Here is an 18,656-nt window from a genome sequence, read left to right on the forward strand (position 1 = left end):
ATCCGTGCCGTGCGCTTCGACCCAGGCGTCGCCATTGTCGGCCTTGGTGATCTTGTAAGGAACCATGTCCTTGTCTTTTTGCGTGGTCGGGTCCTGGAAGGTCCGGCCGATCAGGCGCTTGATCGCAAAAAGCGTGTTTTCGGGGTTGGTGACCGCCTGGCGCTTGGCCGGCTGGCCAACGAGACGTTCGCCGTCTTCGCTGAATGCCACCATCGAGGGGGTCGTGCGCGCGCCCTCGGCGTTTTCGATGACCTTCGCGTCTTTACCGTCCATGACGGCGACGCAGGAGTTGGTCGTTCCCAAGTCAATACCGATTACTTTAGCCATGTCGTTCTCTCCTTGCAGCGGACTGTCGGAACCCGGTCAGGCATTCGTGAGACAGCCCCTAACGGGATGGTCTTTGGATTTCTTCGCAGCTGAAACTGCGCCGATGCGGCGTATATAAGGACCGGCGTTTCGGACTGCAAGGCATTCTGCGGGGCGTTTGGGGGCAAATGCAAGCCCGGGATTTGTCTAGCCGGAATTGGCCCGTCCGCCGGAGGCTCTGCGCAGGCGGTCGCACCACCCAAATCACCGGTGCGCGAAGGCTCAGCCGCCGGTCAGAATGTCGAAAAGCGTCGTGCGCCGGGTGGCGCCCGTCGTCTGGCCGACATCGGCCGGCGGCACCATCCCGCCGTTGCCCTGGTCGGCGGACTGACCGCCCCATTGGTCGCCCGCCTGGTCGACTGGACGCTGCCCGACGGCGACCCCGTTGACGCCAACGGGCGCCTCCGGGAAGGCTTCCGGGTCACCCGACATCATGTCGCCGGGCGGCGTTGCGACGCCTTCGTCGAAGACCGGTTGAACGCCGGTCGTGCCAAAGAGCGGCGAGGGCGAAAGCCCCTCATGCGCGGCCACCATGTAGTCATGCCAGGCCTTGGCCGGAAGGCCGCCGCCGGTCACTTTCTTCATCGACTTGCCGTCGTCGTTGCCGAACCAGACGCCGGTCGTGAGGTTGGAGGTGTAGCCGACGAAGAGCGCGTCGCGGAAGGACTGCGTCGTGCCGGTCTTGCCGGCCGCCTCCCAGCCCTTCATCTGCGCTTTCTTGCCGGTGCCCTTGGTCAGCACCCGCACCATCATCTGGTTCATTTCGCTGACGATCGCCGGATCGAGCACGCGCGGCGGGTTGTCGTAGGTGTTCTCGTAAAGCACCGTGCCGTCGGCCTTGGAGATACGGCGGATGACGTGTGGTGTCGCCTTGAAGCCGCCATTCATAAACGGGGCGTAGGCCGACGTCAGTTCGACGAGGCTGACTTCGGAGGTGCCGAGCGCGATCGAGGCATTGGCCTGCATCTCAGAATCGATGCCGAGACGATGGGCGACCTTGACGACGTTTGCGGGGCCGACCTCCATCACCAACTGGGCGGCGATCGTGTTCAGAGAATTGGCAAGCGCATCGGCGATCGTCACCTCGCCGCGATACTTCTGGTCGTAATTCTCGGGCGTCCAGTTGCCGATCCGGACCGGTCCGTCGTTGCGGACCGACATCGGCGTGCGGCCGATCTCGAGCGCCGCTGCGTAGACGAAGGGCTTGAAGGCCGACCCCGGCTGGCGCTTGGCCTTGGAGGCGCGGTCGAACTGGCTCTCGGCGTAGTCCTTGCCGCCGACGAGCGCGCGGATCGCACCGGTTCCGTCGATCGAGACAAGCGCTGCCTGCGAGGCGTCGAGCTTCTTGCCGTCGGTATCAAGCGTGGCGCTGATGACCTCCTCGGCCTTTTTCTCGAGATTGAGGTCGATCGTCGTGTCGATGACGAGGTCTTCCTTGATCTCGCCGATCATGCCGGGAAGCTGGTCCATCACCATGTCGGCGACATAGTGTTCGGCGCCCGACCAGTAGCTCTTCGCCTTGGTCGGCGTCTGCGTCATCGCCGTCTTGATTTCGCTGTCGGTGATGTAACCTTCCTCGCGCATGGCGCCGAGTACGACCTGGGCGCGCTCTTCCGCGGCCTTCGGGTCGCGCGCCGGCGACAGACGGGAAGGGGCCTTCAGGAGGCCTGCCAGCAGCGCCGCTTCGCCAAGGTTCACGTCGCGCGCCGACTTGTTGAAGTAGCGCCGCGATGCCGCCTCGACGCCATAGGCGTTGGAGCCGAAGAACACTCGGTTGAGATACATAGCCAGGATCTGGTCCTTGGAATATTTCTGCTCGAGCCAGAAGGCGAGCAGCACTTCCTGGACCTTGCGCTCGAGCGTGCGCTCCGGCGACAGGAACAGGTTCTTGGCCAGCTGCTGCGTCAGCGTCGAACCGCCCTGGACCATGCGGCCGGTGGTGACGTTGGTCAGCATGGCGCGGGCAAGGCCGAGTGGGTCGATGCCGAAATGCGAATAGAAACGCCGATCCTCAATCGCGATCACCGCCTGGGGAATGTAGGGCGACATGTTTTCGAGCGACAGCGCTTCGCCGCCGGTCGTGCCGCGATTGGCGATGACTTCGCCGCTGACGGCAAGGATCTTGACGTTCGGTGGACGCTCGGGGATCGACCAGCTTTCGGCGCTCGGCATGCGCGCGCCGTAGTAGAGCACCAGGCCGCCGACGCCCATGGCGCCCCAGATGCCGAGCACGATGCACCAGTAGAAGAGCGTCCGGATGAGGCCGACGAAGCCGCCGCCACCGCCGGAACTGCGGCGGCTGCCGCCACGTTTGCCGGCTGCCTTCTTCTTGGTCTTGCCACCATTTGGGGATTTGCCGCGGGGCGCCGTCTTGCGGCTGGCGGTCACGCGGTCGCTGGCCTCGACGCGGAAATCGTCATTGTCGTCCTCGTCGCTACCGAACGAGGGCTCGATCCGCTGTTCTGACCGTCCGCTTGCTGCCATGCCGTTTGATCTATCCCTCACCGCCTTGCGGTGGCTCTTGGCGCAAGTGTTGCTGCCAATCGATTTCGACGGCGGTCACGGCGTCCCACGCCCATCCGCCACGGCGACCCGGTGAACTTTAAATGCGGCAATTTAAGGGGGAGTTAAGAAAGTCGCTGTGAAAAAGCCTGCCGGTTCAAAACCTTGGCTACCGCGTACAGTCGAACTGCCGCATGCCATTCGGGATCCGCGAGCCCGTCCTACTGGATGGAGGTTCGCAGCGGCGTGTCTTCAACGGAAGCCGTTGGTCGCGCGGCCTCAGGCTCCGTGACGTCGTAGAGCCACTGGCTGTAGGGCAGACGCAGCAGAACGCGGTTTCCCAGCTGGTTCACGGCGACCTCCACGCAATCGTCTGCCGGGTAGGTTTGGCGGCCGCACATGGCGAGGGGGCTATCAACGAGGCGATAGCCGTGGCCTTGGTAGACGAACGCCGTCATCGCCTTCAGCTTGAAGGAGCCGGGCGGCAAAACGACGAGGCGCAGGCTGGCAAGCCAGGTGGCAAGGATCAGGACAACGATGATCGCTGTTGGGATCTGGAGCAACAATTTCATCTGACGTGCCTGCAATTATGAAGGGAAAATATCGAGCGCGCTTACATGTAGTCGCGTATCTCAAAAGATGCATCAACGCAAAAAGCTATCATGAGTTGTGGTTTACGCCAGATTACCGCGACAACCCGCCTCGGCCTTCACAATTTTGTGCAGTGCAAAATTTCATCTTGAAATTGCTGCGGCGCATAATTATTATATGACTTATCGAAGCGCTGCACCTCCTCCCGCGGCGCCCGATGCGGATCGGTGACACTCCTCCTCCCAGTCATCGATCAAGTTCGAGAGCCCCGTGCACCTCCTCCCGCGCGGGGCTCTTTTCATGTCTCGAACACAGTCGCGTTTCCATGTAAGTGACGCTGTCGCGCGGATTTGGCGGCGCGAAGGTTCTCACAGGTTTCTGCGCGCCATGGCATCCCAGACTTTCCCGCCTTCCAGGGCGAATGGCTATATCTTCACGCTTCTGGCGATCGTCATCTTCTCGATCCAGGACGGCATCTCCAAGCATCTCGGGGCGATCTATCCGCCGGTCTTCGTCGCGATGATCCGCTATTGGGCCTTTGCACTCTTTGCGATCGCGCTCGCGGCGCGCACGAAGGAGGGCTTGAAAGTCACGGCGACAACCAAGAGGCCCTGGCTCCAGGTCGTGCGCGGTGTGCTGCTTCCGGCCCAGATCGTCATGGTGATCACGTCCTTCACCTGGGTCGGGCTTGCCCATACACAGGCAATCCTTGCGGCAACGCCCCTGTTTGTCGCGCTGCTTTCGATGCCGCTTCTGGGTGAGCGGGTGGGCTGGCGACGGTGGCTGGCGATCTCGGTCGGTCTCGGTGGCGTGCTCTTGATCCTGAAGCCTGCCGAAGGGGCCTTCGAACAAACCTTCCTGCTGCCGCTCGCAGCGGGCCTGCTGTTTGCGGTCTACGTCATCGTTACGCGGCTCGTCAGCCGGACCGATTCGGCGATGACCAGCTTCTTCTATACCGGCGTCGTCGGCGCCGCCGCCATCAGCCTTGTCGGCCCCTTCTTCTGGGTCACGCTTTCGCCCGCAGACTGGGGCTGGATGCTGCTCTTGTGCATCACCGGCTCCTCCAGCCATTACTTCCTCATTCGCGCCTACGAAGTGCTGGACGCGGTGGCGGTGCAGCCGCTCACCTATCTGCAGCTCGTCTTCGCTTCGATCATGGGCGTAGCCCTCTTCGGCGAGACGCTGACGACGAACATGATCGCCGGCTCCGTGCTGGTGGTCGCCGCCGGCATCTTCACCGTCTGGCGCGAGCGTGTTGTGGCGCGCCGCCGGGCCGGCCTTCCGCCCTCCTGACCGGCCGAAACTAACATTTCGGCGAAACCTGCTATGGCTTCGCCCTATTGTTGTGCTCGGGTGCGGCTGACGTGAAGGAGGATTGCATGAAGCTCAAAACCGCCATCATTGCTCTCGCAGTCCTTGCTGCCGCGAGCGGCTCCGGACAGGCACAGGACAATGTCGCCTATGTCGACGATCGCTCGGACGGCGCCGCGCTCGTGCGCTCGCTGTACAATGCGATCAACCGCAAGGAGTATGCCCGTGCCTACGGCTATTTCGGCGAAGCGAAGCCGGCCGGCGGCTTCAGGGCCTTTACCCGTGGTTACGCGCGTACCGTTTCCGTCGAAGTAATGATCGGCAAGCTCCGCACCGAGGCCGGGGCCGGCAGCATCTATGCCGCAGTCCCCGTTGCGGTGAAATCCATCGAGAAGCCGTCGCGGGTCCGGTTCTTTTCCGGCTGCTACGTCACGCGGATCATCAATCCGTCGGCGCAGGTGCCGCCGTTCACGCCCTACCAGATCGAAGCTGCCCGGCTCCGGGAGGTGAAGGGACCGCTTGAAAAGGCGGTGCCCACCGTCTGCAACGCGCCGTAAGTCTTTGCGGTGCTATGGGGTCGACGCGCAGCTGCGCGCCGGTGTGCGATGACTTCCTTAGAGCAATTCCAGGAAAAGTGTAGACCGGTTTTCCGTCCGGAATTGCTAGATATCAGAGAGTTAGATCATTTCACTGTTTCGATGAAACAATGAAATGATCTAGGGAAGATCGGTGCCGCCCGGGCGGTGTTTCTCCGCCACGAAACGCTGGCGCTCGAAGACGAGGATAACCACGAGCGCCAGGATGAAGGGGATGATCAGATAGAGCAGCCGGAAAATGGCAAGCGCGGCAAGCACGGCCGCCGGATCCATTTCCGGCAAGGCGGCGATGAAGATCAGTTCGAGCACGCCGAGGCCGCCTGGCGCATGCGAAAGAAGTGCGGCGGAAAAGGACGCGAGGAAGATCCCGAGGATGACGATATAGCCCGGGTTTCCAGCTTCCGGCAGTGCGAAATAGATGATCCCGGCTGCCCCGATCAGTTCCACCGGCGCGATCACCAATTGCCGAAAAACGATCTTCGGCTTCGGGTAGTGCAGCTGGAACCAGCGCGTGCGGAACGAGGGGAGCCCGACGAGGCTGCCGATCACATAGAGCCCGATGACGATCAGGATCAAGACGCCTGTCGTCAGCGACATCTCCACCGGCAGGAATTCGGCGAAACGCTCGATAATGTCGGGCCTGACCAGAAGCACGACGGCCGAAAGCACCAGGGTTCCGAGTGTGAAGGTGAAGGAGCAGAAGGCGACGAGCACGCCGACTTCGCCGGGTGAAAGCCCCTTGGACCGGTAGGCGCGGTAACGCACGACGGCGCCGGAAAAGACCGAAGCGCCGAGATTGTGCGACAGCGCGTAGGTCGTAAACGAGCAGAGCGTGATGAACCACAGGGAGATGCGGTGGCCGAGGTGATCGAGCGCCAGCCGGTCATAGGCGGCAAGTGCTGCATAGGCGACGAGCGTCGAGCCGATCGCGAGAAGCCAGCTTTCGAGCGAAATCGCGTTGAAGCTTGCCAGGAACTCGTCGAGCGAGAGCCCGCGAAGCTCGTGGTAGAGCGCCTTTACCGAAAACAGGATCGCGAGAAGCCCGACGACGGGCCAGAAATACGCTTGCAGCCTCTTCATGCCGGCGTCGCGATCGCTGCGAGGAGGAGGGCCGATCGTATGGTGGACACTTCTGCCGCGACCGCCGGGGTGGTTCTCCAAGCGGAGAAATCCTGCTCGCTGAGCCGCTCTTTCATAGCTTCACATCCGCAGCGCGAAGCTTCGGTCCTTACCCTTGCCAACGATCCGATTTCCCTTTGTGACGTGTTTCACAAAAGGGAAGCACCTGAGACCCCGGAGGTCAAGGATTGAAGGTCGTCGCAAGACCGAGAAACGCCCGGGAAACGGTGAAGGGGAAACGGTAAACCGCCAGCACGGCGCAGATTGCGGCGTCAGGCATCTGCGCCGGCAGACGAGGCGCACTCAAGGGTTGTTTTTTTTGCCGGGCTTGCAGCCGCTTACAGGAAGGGCCGCGGCGGAGCGTTCCGCCGCGGCCCTGTCGTCTCCGGCCTTGTCGTCTCAGGCCGCCAGTGCGTCCAGGATGCGGATCCAGGAACGGATGCCCTTGTGATAGGACTGCAGCTCGTATTTTTCGTTCGGCGAGTGGATGCGGTCGTCGGAGAGGCCGAAGCCGACCAGCAGCGATTCCATGCCGAGCATCTTCTGGAAATCGCCGACGATCGGGATCGAGCCACCCATGCCGATGATCACGGCCGGCTTCGGCCATTCGTCGGAAAGCGCCACCTTTGCGGTGTTGAGCAGCGGCGACTCGTAGGGAAGGTGGATCGCCGGCGAACCGCCATGGGCGTGGAATTCCACCGAGCAATCCGCCGGAACCTTGGAGCGGACATAGGCGCGGAACGCCTCGCGGATCTTTTCCGGGTTCTGGTTGCCAACGAGACGGAAGGAAACCTTCGCGGATGCTTCAGCCGCAATCACCGTCTTGAAGCCCTCGCCGGTGTAGCCGCCGGTGATGCCGTTGACTTCCGCCGTCGGGCGCGCCCAGGTCAGTTCCAGCACCGAGCGGTTCTTTTCGCCCGATGGGATCGACAGACCGATCTCGCCGAGGAACTTCTCCGCCGTCTGGCCGAGCGTTTCCCAGGCGGCCTTGATCTGGGCGGGCGTTTCCTCGACGCCTTCGTAGAACCCGGGAAGCGTGACGCGGCTGTTTTCGTCGTGAAGCCCGGCAAGGATGGTCGTCAGGATGCGGATCGGGTTGGCGGCAGCACCGCCGAAGTAACCTGAATGCAGGTCGCGATCAGCCGCCTTGATGATCACCTCTTCGCCGACGAGGCCACGAAGGCCCGCGGAGATGGCGGGCGTATCCCGGTCCCACATGCTGGTGTCGCAGACCAGCGCATAGTCTGCCTTGAGCTCGGCGGCGTTGGCCTCGAGGAACGGCTTCAGCGACGGCGAACCGGATTCCTCTTCGCCTTCAAAGAGAATGGTGATGCGGCAGGGCAGGGCGCCATGCACATCCTTGTAGGCGCGTACCGCCTCGACGAAGGTCAGGAGCTGGCCCTTGTCGTCCGCCGTGCCGCGGCCGGTGATCACCTTGCGGCCCGGCTCGATCTCCTTGATGCCGGGCTCGAAGGGATCGGTATCCCAAAGGTTCAGCGGATCGACCGGCTGGACGTCGTAGTGGCCGTAAAAGAGCACGTGCGGCGCATCCGGCTTGGCGCCGTCGTGATGGGCGACGACCATCGGATGGCCGGGTGTGTCGCGCACGGAAGCGGTAAAGCCGAGGCTGTTGAGTTCTGCGACCAGCCATTCGGCTGCCTTGCGGCACTCCGCCTTGAAGGCCGGGTCGGTCGAGATCGACTTGATCCGAACGAGGTCGAAGAGCCGGTCGAGGCTACCGGGCAGATTGGCGTCTGCGCGTTCGAGTACGGAGGTGATGTTTGCCATCATGCGTATCCTTGCTTGAAGTGTTGCCGGAACCTACTGCATGAAGCGGCAAATCGAAATCGATTTGCGCACAAATTCATCCGGTGGCCTCACGGCGCCGATGCTCTGTTTAGAGCGTGAGGCCGCCGGCTTTAAGCCAAATTTTTTGATGAAACGATCAGAACCCTGGGGTTCAGGCGCGACCGTCGCCGCGCGCCATGCTGGCAAGCGCCGTGCGCATGTATTCGAGCATCAGCTCGCGCTCGAAGTTCCGGAGGCCGGAAAGCAGCGACTGATCGGCGGCAAGGGCGGCTTCCTTTGCGGCTGCCTCCATCTCGCGCGCCCGTTCGGTCAGGAAGATCTGTTGAGAGCGCTTGTCCTGCGGATGTTTGCGACGGACGATCAACCCATCCCGTTCCATTCGCGAAAGCGTGTTGGCCATCGTCGCCTGCTCGATATCGAGCCGATCGAGCAGCTGCTTCTGGGTGAGGCCTTCTTCAGCCCAGAGCTCGAGAAGAATGGGAAATTGCCCGGGCGCGAAGCCAAGCTTCTGGCCGCGCTCGTGAAGCGCGCGCGAGAAGCCTTTCGCCAGCAGGCTGGCCAGATATGTCGCAGAGTCCATACGGTTGAAGGCCATGACTATGGGTACGCTCGAACCGCGGTGAAGACAAGTTACAATGCAGGCGATGGACCTGCGGACGGTCGGGATTCACCGGGATGTGAGCGGACTTGAACGGACCTGCAGACGGCACAACAAAAAACCGCCACGGAGCGGAGGCGGCGCCGTGACGGTTTTTTGAAAACGGGACAAAGGCCCGGAGAGGGGGATAAGGCCTTTGTCCTCATCTGGTGCGGGCGGGGGACAGGCCAATCACCAGAAGACGGCATCACTCGGTGCCGTTGACTAGGATTTGAGGATTCAAATGTGGCTTTTCAAGGATAGGTAGGGCGAATCGGACATTACAAATACGTAACGTTTGCGTGAAAACCGGGTGTGCCCGGATGTCTTCCCGCGTGTGGTTTCTGCAAGGCAAATGCGTCCCCAAAATGGCACGTCCAGATGGTCGTTGCCGACGACCACAACCTTGTTTCAGGCAAGTGGAGATTGTTCGTCTCCGGGAAAACCGCAATGGACCTTTGGCTTGCCCCGCGCTATCCATTTGCCCATGAAAAACGGTGATCACCTCTTCCTCGTCGACGGCTCCGGATTCATCTTCCGGGCGTTCCACGCCATCCCGCCCCTCAACCGCAAGTCCGACGGCCTTCCCGTCAATGCGGTATCGGGTTTCTGCAACATGTTGTGGAAGCTGCTCACGGATGCGCGCGACACCTCGGTCGGCGTCACGCCGACGCACTTTGCGGTCATTTTCGACTATTCGTCGAAGACTTTCCGCAATGCGCTCTACGACCAGTACAAGGCAAACCGCTCAGCGCCGCCGGAAGACCTCATTCCGCAATTCGGCCTGATCCGCCATGCGACCCGCGCCTTCAACCTGCCCTGCATCGAAAAGGAAGGCTATGAGGCCGACGATCTGATCGCCACCTACACGCGCCTTGCCGAGGCCGCAGGCGCTGGCGTCACCATCGTGTCGTCCGACAAGGACCTGATGCAGCTCGTGACGCCGAACGTGTCGATGTACGACAGCATGAAGGACAAGCAGATCTCGATCCCAGAAGTGATCGAGAAATGGGGCGTGCCGCCGGAGAAGATGATCGATCTGCAGGCGATGACCGGTGACTCGACCGACAACGTCCCCGGCATTCCGGGCATCGGCCCGAAGACGGCAGCGCAGCTGCTCGAAGAGTTTGGCGATCTCGACACGCTTCTTGCCCGTGCCGGCGAGATCAAGCAGCAGAAACGCCGCGAAAACATCATCGCCAACGCCGACCTCGCGCGCCTGTCGCGCCAGCTCGTTGAGCTCAAGACCGACACACCGCTTGATGTTCCGCTGGAGGACTTGAGCCTTGAGCCGCAGGACGGGCCGAAGCTGATCGCGTTCCTCAAGGCGATGGAATTCACGACGCTCACGCGCCGCGTTGCCGCGGCGACCAGCACGGATGCGGATGCCGTCGAGGCTGCGGCCGTGCCGGTTGAGTGGGGCGCCGACGCGCGCGGTCCAGACCTCGACAAGGGGGAGGCGGCAACGACCGTCAGCGAGGGATCGTCGGCCAAGGCGGCAGTGCGCGGCGAGGCCGCGGAGGCGGCCGCAGTCCTGTCCAAGGCCGGGGAACCGGATGCGGCAGATGCCACGCCACAAGCGCTGGCTGCAGCCCGTGCCGAAATTTTCGCCAAGGCTCCGTTCGACCACGGTGCCTATGTGACGATCCGCGATATCGCCGTTCTCGACACGTGGATCGCGGCCGCAACGGAAGCTGGCGTTGTCGGTTTCGACACGGAAACGAATTCGCTCGATGCCATGCAGGCCGATCTCGTCGGCTTTTCGCTGGCGATCGCAGACCACAAGGCTGACCCGACCGGCGCCTCGATCCGGGCTGCCTATGTCCCGCTCATCCACAAGACCGGCGTCGGCGACCTGCTTGGTGGCGGGCTCGCGGAAAACCAGATCCCGATGGCAGAAGCGCTCAGCCGCCTGAAGCGCCTGCTTGAGGATCCGTCCGTTCTCAAGGTCGCCCAGAACCTGAAATACGACTACCTCGTCATGAAGCGGCACGGCATCACCGTGGAAAGCTTCGACGATACGATGCTGATGTCCTATGTCGTTGACGCCGGTAACGGCACGCACGGCATGGACGCGCTCTCCGAGCGCTGGCTGAACCACAAGCCGATCCCCTACAAGGACGTTACCGGCTCCGGAAAATCGTCGGTCACGTTCGACTATGTCGATATCGACAGGGCGACGGCCTATGCCGCCGAGGATGCGGACGTCACGCTGAGGCTTTGGCATGTGCTGAAGGCGCGACTGACGGCCAAGGGACTGACACGGGTCTACGAGCGCCTCGAGCGGCCGCTCGTCGCCGTGCTCGCGTGCATGGAAGACCGCGGCATCACCATCGATCGCCAGATCCTGTCGCGGCTCTCGGGAGAACTGGCCCAAGGGGCGGCGGCGCTTGAGGACGAGATCTACAAGCTCGCCGGCGAAAACTTCACCATCGGCTCGCCGAAACAGCTTGGCGATATCCTCTTCGGCAAGATGGGCTTTGCTGGCGGCTCCAAGACCAAGACCGGACAGTGGTCGACCTCGGCGCAGGTGCTTGAAGACCTCGCCGCCGAAGGACATGAACTGCCGCGCAAGATCGTTGACTGGCGGCAGCTGACGAAGCTCAAATCCACCTATACCGATGCACTCCCGGGCTTCGTGCATCCGGAGACCAGGCGCGTGCACACGTCCTATGCGCTCGCGGCCACCACCACCGGGCGCCTGTCGTCATCGGATCCGAACCTGCAGAACATTCCGGTTCGCACCGCCGAAGGTCGCAAGATCCGCACGGCCTTCATCGCCACACCCGGGCACAAGCTGCTCTCGGCCGACTACAGCCAGATCGAGCTGCGGGTGCTTGCCCATGTCGCCGATATCCCGCAGCTGCGCCAGGCCTTCGCCGATGGCGTCGATATTCACGCGATGACGGCGTCGGAAATGTTCGGAGTGCCGGTCGAGGGCATGCCGGGCGAAATCCGCCGTCGCGCCAAGGCGATCAACTTCGGCATCATCTACGGCATTTCCGCCTTCGGCCTTGCCAACCAGCTGTCGATCGAGCGGTCGGAAGCGGGTGACTACATCAAGCGCTATTTCGAGCGTTTCCCCGGCATCCGCGACTACATGGAAAGCACCAAGGCTTTTGCCCGCGAGCACGGTTACGTCGAGACCATCTTCGGTCGCCGCGCCCATTATCCGGACATCCGCTCGTCGATCCCGTCGCATCGCGCCTTCAACGAGCGCGCCGCGATCAACGCGCCGATCCAGGGGTCGGCCGCCGACATCATCCGCCGCGCCATGGCGAAGATGGAGCCGGCGCTGGCAGAGGCGAAGCTTTCGGCTCGCATGCTTCTGCAGGTGCACGACGAACTGATCTTCGAAGTCGAGGATGCCGAGGTCGAAAAGACGATACCGATCGTCGTCTCGGTCATGGAGAACGCCGCGATGCCGGCGCTCGACATGAAAGTGCCGCTCAAGGTCGATGCGCGCGCGGCGAGCAACTGGGACGAGGCGCATTGAAGCATTTTCTGAGGGCATTCCCTCAGAAAACCTCAAGATCGCCATGCGATTAAACTTGCAGCGCCCGAGCGGATTTCGCTTCCTCGGGTGCCTTCCCGTCAGGATGATAGAAAGCGTACGGTGCGACAGCCGGAACGATTGCAGGCACGTTCGACTCCCCATAGGCAGCGACAGGGAAGGGGCTCGTTTCCCCATCCGCAACCGCCGCAATCGGAGGAGATCATGGCGCCGAAGACCTTCATCCTTGTGCTTTCCTGCGACGACAAGCCCGGCATCGTCGCGGCCGTGACCACAGAGCTTGCCGCCCTCGGCGCCAACATCGCCGAGAGCAACCAGTTCTGGGATACGAAGACCAACAGCTTCTTCATGCGCATCGCCTTCCAGGTGCCGGCGGACATTGCAACCAGTGATGTCGAGCGGGCGCTGCGCCCGGCGGTGGAGCGCTTTCAGATGCGCACCACGCTCACAGATGCTGCGGTGAAGCCGAAGATCCTCGTCCTCGTCTCCAAGTTCGACCATGCACTGCAGCACCTCATCTATCAGATCCGCGTCGGCTGGCTGAATGCCGAGGTTGTCGCCATCGTCTCCAACCATGAGGACAGCCGGCACGCGGCTGAATCTGCCGGGTACGCCTACCACTGTTGGCCGGTGTCGAAGGAGAACAAGGCGGAGCAGGAGGAAAGGCTTCTGCGTCTGGTCCAGGAGACCGGCGCCGATCTCGTCATCCTCGCCCGCTACATGCAGGTCTTTTCGGACGCGCTGTCAAAGCGCCTGTACGGTAAGGCGATCAACATCCATCACTCGTTCCTGCCGAGCTTCAAGGGAGCCAAGCCCTATCACCAGGCGCATGAGCGCGGCGTCAAGCTGATCGGCGCAACCGCCCACTACGTGACCCCCGATCTCGACGAAGGCCCGATCATCGAACAGGAAACCGAGCGTGTCAGCCACGCGCTGACCGCCGAGGACTTTGTCGCCACCGGGCGCGACATCGAAAGCCGGGTACTGGCGCGCGCCGTCAAGCTGCACCTCGAACGGCGCGTCATGCTCAACGGTCACAAGACCGTGGTGTTCAGCTAGGCTTGGTTGGCGGGGTCGGCAGGCGCAAACAGAAGCGCCTGCTGCCTCATGTGCGCTCTTGCGCCGCAGGCGAAGCTGCCGTCGGTGCGCGCACGCTGGCAAAGAATCGGCTCAAGCCTTCGCGCCCTTCGGCCGTCAGGTCGAAGCGGCGGCCAAACAGCAACCATTCCGTACAGAGACCGAGCATCATCCAGTGCAGCGCCCGTGTTGCCGATGCCGGTGACCAGCTGGCGTCCATCTGCCCCTTGGCGAGTGCGCGCGAGAACGCGAGTTCGAGCAGGACGTTGTGGCGTTCGTCGAGTTCCTTCTGCCGTGTCAGGACTTCGCTCATGTCGCCGTCGTAATTGGTGCGCAGCATGATCGTCAGAATGCGCTGACGTTGCTCGTCGGTCGCGAGGATATCGATCCAGTCGCCCATGGCGCTCTCGAGGATGGCGAGCGTATCAGCCGCTTCCGCTTCGATTTCGCGGGCGACCATGTCTTCCTGAGGCAGGGGCACGGCGTCGTGCAGGGCAAGGAAAAGATCGGTCTTGTTGGCGAAGTGCCAATAGATGGCGCCCCGCGTGACGCCTGCGATCTTGGCGATTTCATCAAGCGTGGTGTTCGACACGCCCTTTTCGTAGAAGACCTGCTCTGCGGCGCTGAGGATCTTCTGCCGGGTTGCTTCTGCGTCGGCCTTTGTTCGGCGCATTCGTTCCTCCCTATGCGACGGCCCGCCAGCAGCAGCGGGCGGGCCGTCCAGTGTCGTTTTACTCGGCCGGCGTCGGCGTTTCAGCGGCAGTCGGTGCGTTTTCCACCTTCTTGCGGGCGAAGATCCTCGTGACGAAGACGAAGAACACCGGGACGAAGAAGATCGCGAGCACCGTTGCCGAGATCATCCCGCCCATGACGCCGGTGCCGATGGCGCGCTGGCTGCCCGAGCTTGCGCCCGTGGCGATCGCCAGCGGCAGAACGCCGAGCGTGAAGGCGAGCGACGTCATCAAGATCGGGCGGAAGCGCAGGTGCGCTGCCTCCAGCGTCGCATCGATCAGCGATTTGCCCTGCTCGCGCAGTTCCTTCGCAAATTCGATGATCAGGATGGCGTTCTTCGCCGAGAGACCGATGATCGCGATGAGGCCGACCTTGAAGTACACGTCGTTCGGCATGTCGCGCATGGTCACGGCGAGAACCGAGCCGATGACGCCGAGCGGCACCACCATGATCACGGCAACCGGGATCGACCAGCTCTCATAGAGGGCGGCCAGGCACAGGAACACCAGAAGGCACGACAGCGCGATCAGAAGCGGTGCCTGGGTGCCGGACTGGATTTCCTGCAGCGATTGACCGGTCCACTCGTAACCGAAGCCTGCGGGCAACTGTCCCGCCAGCCGTTGCATTTCGGCGATCGCGTCACCCGAAGAGTAGCCGTGGGCGGCTTCGCCGCTGATACGGACCGACGGGTAGCCGTTGTAGCCGATCGTCTGGGTCGAAGCCTTCACCCATTCCACGGTCGCAAAGGCCGACAGTGGCACCATGCCGCCGTTGGCGTTGCGGACGTTGAGGTTCAGGAGGTCGGCGGTCTGCATGCGCTGACCTTCGTCCGCCTGCACCGTCACGCGCTGCATGCGGCCGGCATTGGGGAAGTCGTTGACGTAGGACGAGCCAAGGTTGGTTGAGATCGTCGAATTGATGTCGGCGAACGTTACACCAAAGGTATTGGCCTTTTCGCGGTCGATGGTCACGCTGACCTGGGCCGCATCCGGCATGCCTTCGAAACGAACGCCGGTGACGATCTTGCTCTCAGCCGCAAGGCCGAGAAGCTGGTCGCGTGCCTGCGACAGGGCCGCTTCGCCGAGCCCGCCACGGTCCTGCAGGCGGAACGAGAAGCCGCCTGTGGTGCCGAGACCCTGGATCGCCGGTGGCGACAGCGCAAAGCTGATCGCATCCTTGATCTGGCTCATGGCAATCGTCGCACGCATGGCGATCGACTGCGCGGCGTTGTCGGCGTCGCGTTCCTTCCAGTCCTTCAGCGTCACGAAGGCGAGCGCTGCGTTCTGGCCGGTGCCGAAGAAGGAGAAGCCGTTGATCGCGATGATGCGTTCGACCGCCGGCTCCTGGCCGAAGATCTTCTCCGTCTGCTCCACCACCTCGGTCGTGCGGTTGCCCGTCGCTTCGGATGGGAGCTGCATCATGACGATCACGAAGCCCTGGTCTTCGTCCGGAAGGAACGACGACGGCAGCTTCATGAACAGCCAGCCGAGACCCGCGAGCACCGCGACATAGACGATCATGTAGCGACCGGTCCGGTGGACCATGCGCTTCACCAGGCCGCTGTAGCCGTGCGACGTCTTGTCGAACGAGCGGTTGAACCAACCGAAGAAGCCGCGCTTGGCGTGGTGGTGGCCCTTGGGAACCTGCTTCAGGAAGCTGGCGCACAGCGCCGGCGTCAGCGACAGCGCAAGCAGCGCCGAGAACAGGATCGACACGACCATCGTCAGCGAGAACTGACGGTAGATCACGCCAACGGCGCCCGGGAAGAAGGCCATCGGAATGAACACGGAGGCCAGAACCAGCGTGATGCCGATGACGGCGCCGGTGATCTGCTTCATCGCCTTGCGTGTGGCTTCCTTCGGCGTCAGCCCCTCTTCGGACATGATGCGTTCGACGTTTTCGACGACGATGATCGCATCGTCGACGAGAATGCCGATCGCCAGCACCATGCCGAACATGGTCAGAACGTTGATCGAGAAGCCCATCGCCAGCATGACCGCGCAGGTGCCGAGAAGCGCGACCGGCACGACCAGCGTCGGGATGATGGTGTAGCGGATGTTCTGCAGGAACAGGAACATCACGATGAAGACGAGTGCGACGGCTTCGACGAGCGTCGAGAGCACCTTCTCGATGGAGACGGCAACGAACGGTGAGGTGTCGTAGGGAACCGAATATTCGAGACCTTCAGGGAAGAACTTCGCCAGTTCGTCCATGCGCTCCTTGATCGCCGCCGACGTCGACATCGCGTTGCCGCTTGGCGACAGCTGGATGGCGATGGCCGCGGACGGCTTGCCGTTCAGCCGGGTCGAGAACGCATAGCTTTCGCCACCGATTTCGACGCGGGCAACGTCACGCAGGCGAACGGATGAGCCGTCCGGGTTGGCGCGAAGCACGATCGCTCCGAATTCCTCAGCACTCGACAGCTGGCCCTTGACGACGACGGGCGCGCTGATCTGCTGGGTGATCGGATTCGGCTGCGCGCCGATCGAGCCGGATGCGATCTGGGCGTTCTGGGCCTGGATGGCATTGGTCACGTCGGCGGCCGTCAGGTTGAGGCCGAGCATCTTGTCCGGATCGAGCCAGACGCGCATCGAGCGTTCGGTCGCAAACAGCTGCGCACGGCCGACGCCGGGCACGCGCTGGACTTCGTTGAGCACGTTGCGGCTCAGGTAGTCGCCAAGCCCGATCGCGTCCATGGAGCCGTCGGTCGAGGTGAGCGCGACGATCATCAGGAAGCCGGAGCCGGCTTCGTCGACCTGCACGCCCTGGCGCTTGACCGAATCGGGCAGGCGCGGCTCGACACGGCGCACGCGGTTCTGGATGTCGACGGCCGCCTGACCCGGGTCCGTACCCGGGGCGAAAGTGGCGCTGATGTCGACGGAGCCGGACGCGCTGGAGGTCGATTCGAAATAGAGCAGGCCTTCGACGCCGTTCAGCTCGTTTTCGATCAGCCGGGTGACGCTCTGGTAGGTGTCCTGCGACGAGGCGCCGGGATAGCTCGTGTTGATGGAGATCTGCGGCGGCGCGACATCAGGATATTGCGAGACCGGCAACAGCGGTATCGCAATGATGCCGGCGATCATGATGAAGATCGCCACCACCCAGGCAAAAATAGGCCTGTCGATAAAAAAACTGGGCATTAATCAGCACTCACTTTGTGGCTTCGGCCGGCTTTTCTTCGGCCGCCGCCGTCGTCTGGGCGGTTTCGGCTGCGGGCTTGGCGTTCGGGTCCCAGTCCGTCGGCTCGACCGGTGCGCCGGGGCCGATCTTCTGGAAGCCTTCGACGATGACCTTCTCGTCGGCCTTGAGGCCCGAGGTTACCTGCCAGCGGCTGCCGACGGTGCGGCCGAGCGTGACGTTGCGGAATTCGACCTTCTTGTCGGGGGTGACGACATAGACCTGCGACTGGCCGGCATTGTTGCGCTGGACGGCCTGCTGCGGAACCGTGATCGCGTCCTTCTCGATGCCCTGCTGCACCTGCACGCGCACATACATTCCCGGAAGCAGGTTGTTGTCAGGGTTCGGGAATTCTCCGCGCAGCGTCACCTGGCCGGTGGTCGCATCGACGGCGGCTTCCGAGAACAGCAGCTTGCCCTTGTGTTCGTAGACAGTGCCGTCATCGAGCACGAGCTGGACTTCGGCCTCCTCGTCGCCGCTCATCATCTTGCCTTCCTCGAGCGCCTTGCGCAGGCGGATGAGGTCGGTCGCCGACTGGGTGAAGTCGGCGTAGAGCGGGTCGAGCTGCTGGATCGTCGCGAGATTTTCCGAGCTGTTGGCACTGACCAGCGCCCCTTCGGTGATCAGCGCACGGCCGATGCGGCCGCTGATCGGCGCCGTCACGTCGGCATATTGCAGGTCGAGCTGGGCGGCCGCGAGGCCTGCCTGGGCAATGGCGACATCGGCGTCGGCAGCGGCCAGCAGGGCGGACGCGTCGTCGAACTGCTGGGCAGCGACCACGTTCGCCTTCCTCAGCTGTTCCTGGCGGTCAGCCTTCTGCTGGGCCTGCTGGCGAACCGACTGGGCGCGGCGCAGCGTCGCCTCGGCCTTTTCGACCTGCACGCGGAAGGGTGCCGGGTCGATACGGTAGAGCACGTCACCTTCATTGACCTTGGAGCCCTGCTGGAAGACGCGCTCGACAACGATGCCGGAGACGCGCGGGCGCACTTCGGCGACACGCGTTGCGGTGATGCGGCCCGGCAGTTCGTTGGTGATCGGCAGCGTTTCGGTCTTCGTCGTAAAGACGGCGACCGCGGACGGGGGGAATGCGGCGGCAGCCGGCTGCTCGTCCTCTTTCTGGCAACCGGAAAGAAGAATCGCGGTTGCCAAGGCGGCGGCCAGTGTCGGTCGGTTCATACGCATAGCGATGTCCATATTCGGTGGCCGCAGGCAGCCGGTGCGTCTT

14 protein-coding genes are annotated in these 18,656 nt (G+C 62.8%); 4 read left to right on the top strand and 10 right to left on the bottom strand.

Going from position 1 to position 18,656, the window contains the following annotated elements:
- The 3 genes from VGO04_RS31275 to VGO04_RS31285 form a co-directional block, all read right to left on the bottom strand.
- The coding region (locus VGO04_RS31275) for an Hsp70 family protein (RefSeq protein ID WP_327499882.1) at positions 1–327 on the bottom strand (327 nt) is incomplete at its 3' end.
- A gap of 261 nt (positions 328–588) precedes the next feature.
- Positions 589–2,850 (bottom strand): transglycosylase domain-containing protein, encoded by a 2,262-nt coding sequence (locus tag VGO04_RS31280; RefSeq protein WP_327499883.1) that lies wholly within the window; start codon positions 2,848–2,850, stop codon positions 589–591.
- Positions 2,851–3,089: 239 nt separating this feature from the next.
- Entirely contained in the window at positions 3,090–3,440 is a 351-nt protein-coding gene (locus tag VGO04_RS31285; RefSeq protein ID WP_327499884.1) for a hypothetical protein, read from the bottom strand.
- A 406-nt stretch (positions 3,441–3,846) separates the two neighbouring features.
- Between VGO04_RS31285 and VGO04_RS31290 the strand changes: the two genes are divergently transcribed.
- Both VGO04_RS31290 and VGO04_RS31295 read left to right on the top strand, forming a co-directional pair.
- Positions 3,847–4,752, top strand: coding sequence for a DMT family transporter (locus VGO04_RS31290; protein ID WP_327499885.1), 906 nt, complete (start codon positions 3,847–3,849; stop codon positions 4,750–4,752).
- An 86-nt stretch (positions 4,753–4,838) separates the two neighbouring features.
- Positions 4,839–5,327 (top strand): hypothetical protein, encoded by a 489-nt coding sequence (locus tag VGO04_RS31295; protein WP_327499886.1) that lies wholly within the window; start codon positions 4,839–4,841, stop codon positions 5,325–5,327.
- A gap of 159 nt (positions 5,328–5,486) precedes the next feature.
- On the opposite strand, the gene VGO04_RS31300 is transcribed toward VGO04_RS31295, so the two are convergent.
- From VGO04_RS31300 to VGO04_RS31315, 4 genes are all read right to left on the bottom strand, one after another.
- Positions 5,487–6,446 carry a YbhN family protein gene (locus tag VGO04_RS31300; protein WP_327499887.1) on the bottom strand — a complete coding sequence of 320 codons (960 nt, stop codon included), beginning with the start codon at positions 6,444–6,446 and terminating at the stop codon, positions 5,487–5,489.
- Between the two features lie 220 nt (positions 6,447–6,666).
- Positions 6,667–6,792 (bottom strand): hypothetical protein, encoded by a 126-nt coding sequence (locus tag VGO04_RS31305; protein ID WP_327499888.1) that lies wholly within the window; start codon positions 6,790–6,792, stop codon positions 6,667–6,669.
- Positions 6,793–6,884: 92 nt separating this feature from the next.
- The gene (locus VGO04_RS31310; protein ID WP_327499889.1) at positions 6,885–8,276 is read right to left on the bottom strand and encodes a M20/M25/M40 family metallo-hydrolase; all 1,392 of its coding nucleotides are present in this window, start codon (positions 8,274–8,276) and stop codon (positions 6,885–6,887) included.
- Positions 8,277–8,445: 169 nt separating this feature from the next.
- On the bottom strand, positions 8,446–8,889 hold the full coding sequence (locus VGO04_RS31315) for a MarR family winged helix-turn-helix transcriptional regulator (RefSeq protein ID WP_327499890.1): 444 nt from the start codon (positions 8,887–8,889) through the stop codon (positions 8,446–8,448).
- Between the two features lie 529 nt (positions 8,890–9,418).
- On the opposite strand from VGO04_RS31315, the gene polA reads away from it, so the two are divergent.
- Both polA and purU read left to right on the top strand, forming a co-directional pair.
- A complete protein-coding gene (polA, locus tag VGO04_RS31320) occupies positions 9,419–12,427 on the top strand; it encodes a DNA polymerase I (protein WP_327499891.1) in 3,009 nt (1,002 codons plus the stop codon).
- 222 nt (positions 12,428–12,649) lie between these two features.
- A complete protein-coding gene (gene purU, locus VGO04_RS31325) occupies positions 12,650–13,504 on the top strand; it encodes a formyltetrahydrofolate deformylase (protein WP_327499892.1) in 855 nt (284 codons plus the stop codon).
- 46 nt (positions 13,505–13,550) lie between these two features.
- On the opposite strand, the gene VGO04_RS31330 is transcribed toward purU, so the two are convergent.
- From VGO04_RS31330 to VGO04_RS31340, 3 genes are read right to left on the bottom strand one after another with little or no spacing between them, the layout of a single operon-like run.
- Positions 13,551–14,195, bottom strand: coding sequence for a TetR family transcriptional regulator (locus tag VGO04_RS31330; protein ID WP_327499893.1), 645 nt, complete (start codon positions 14,193–14,195; stop codon positions 13,551–13,553).
- A 58-nt stretch (positions 14,196–14,253) separates the two neighbouring features.
- Complete coding sequence (locus VGO04_RS31335; protein ID WP_327499894.1) at positions 14,254–17,394, bottom strand: efflux RND transporter permease subunit; 3,141 nt, start codon at positions 17,392–17,394, stop codon at positions 14,254–14,256.
- A 10-nt stretch (positions 17,395–17,404) separates the two neighbouring features.
- Positions 17,405–18,625, bottom strand: coding sequence for an efflux RND transporter periplasmic adaptor subunit (locus tag VGO04_RS31340; RefSeq protein ID WP_327499895.1), 1,221 nt, complete (start codon positions 18,623–18,625; stop codon positions 17,405–17,407).
- Between the last annotated feature and the right edge of the window lie 31 nt (positions 18,626–18,656).

The sequence above is a fragment of the Ensifer sp. genome (assembly GCF_035999185.1).
GTDB lineage: Bacteria > Pseudomonadota > Alphaproteobacteria > Rhizobiales > Rhizobiaceae > Ensifer.

Excerpts from the sequence above, each read along its gene's own strand:
- VGO04_RS31280 (WP_327499883.1), bottom strand. The coding sequence starts at position 2,850 with ATGGCAGCAAGCGGACGGTCAGAACAGCGGATCGAGCCCTCGTTCGGT.
- VGO04_RS31285 (WP_327499884.1), bottom strand. The coding sequence starts at position 3,440 with ATGAAATTGTTGCTCCAGATCCCAACAGCGATCATCGTTGTCCTGATC.
- VGO04_RS31290 (WP_327499885.1), top strand. The coding sequence starts at position 3,847 with ATGGCATCCCAGACTTTCCCGCCTTCCAGGGCGAATGGCTATATCTTC.
- VGO04_RS31295 (WP_327499886.1), top strand. The coding sequence starts at position 4,839 with ATGAAGCTCAAAACCGCCATCATTGCTCTCGCAGTCCTTGCTGCCGCG.
- VGO04_RS31300 (WP_327499887.1), bottom strand. The coding sequence starts at position 6,446 with ATGAAGAGGCTGCAAGCGTATTTCTGGCCCGTCGTCGGGCTTCTCGCG.
- VGO04_RS31310 (WP_327499889.1), bottom strand. The coding sequence starts at position 8,276 with ATGATGGCAAACATCACCTCCGTACTCGAACGCGCAGACGCCAATCTG.
- VGO04_RS31315 (WP_327499890.1), bottom strand. The coding sequence starts at position 8,889 with ATGGCCTTCAACCGTATGGACTCTGCGACATATCTGGCCAGCCTGCTG.
- polA (WP_327499891.1), top strand. The coding sequence starts at position 9,419 with ATGAAAAACGGTGATCACCTCTTCCTCGTCGACGGCTCCGGATTCATC.
- purU (WP_327499892.1), top strand. The coding sequence starts at position 12,650 with ATGGCGCCGAAGACCTTCATCCTTGTGCTTTCCTGCGACGACAAGCCC.
- VGO04_RS31330 (WP_327499893.1), bottom strand. The coding sequence starts at position 14,195 with ATGCGCCGAACAAAGGCCGACGCAGAAGCAACCCGGCAGAAGATCCTC.
- VGO04_RS31335 (WP_327499894.1), bottom strand. The coding sequence starts at position 17,394 with ATGCCCAGTTTTTTTATCGACAGGCCTATTTTTGCCTGGGTGGTGGCG.
- VGO04_RS31340 (WP_327499895.1), bottom strand. The coding sequence starts at position 18,625 with ATGGACATCGCTATGCGTATGAACCGACCGACACTGGCCGCCGCCTTG.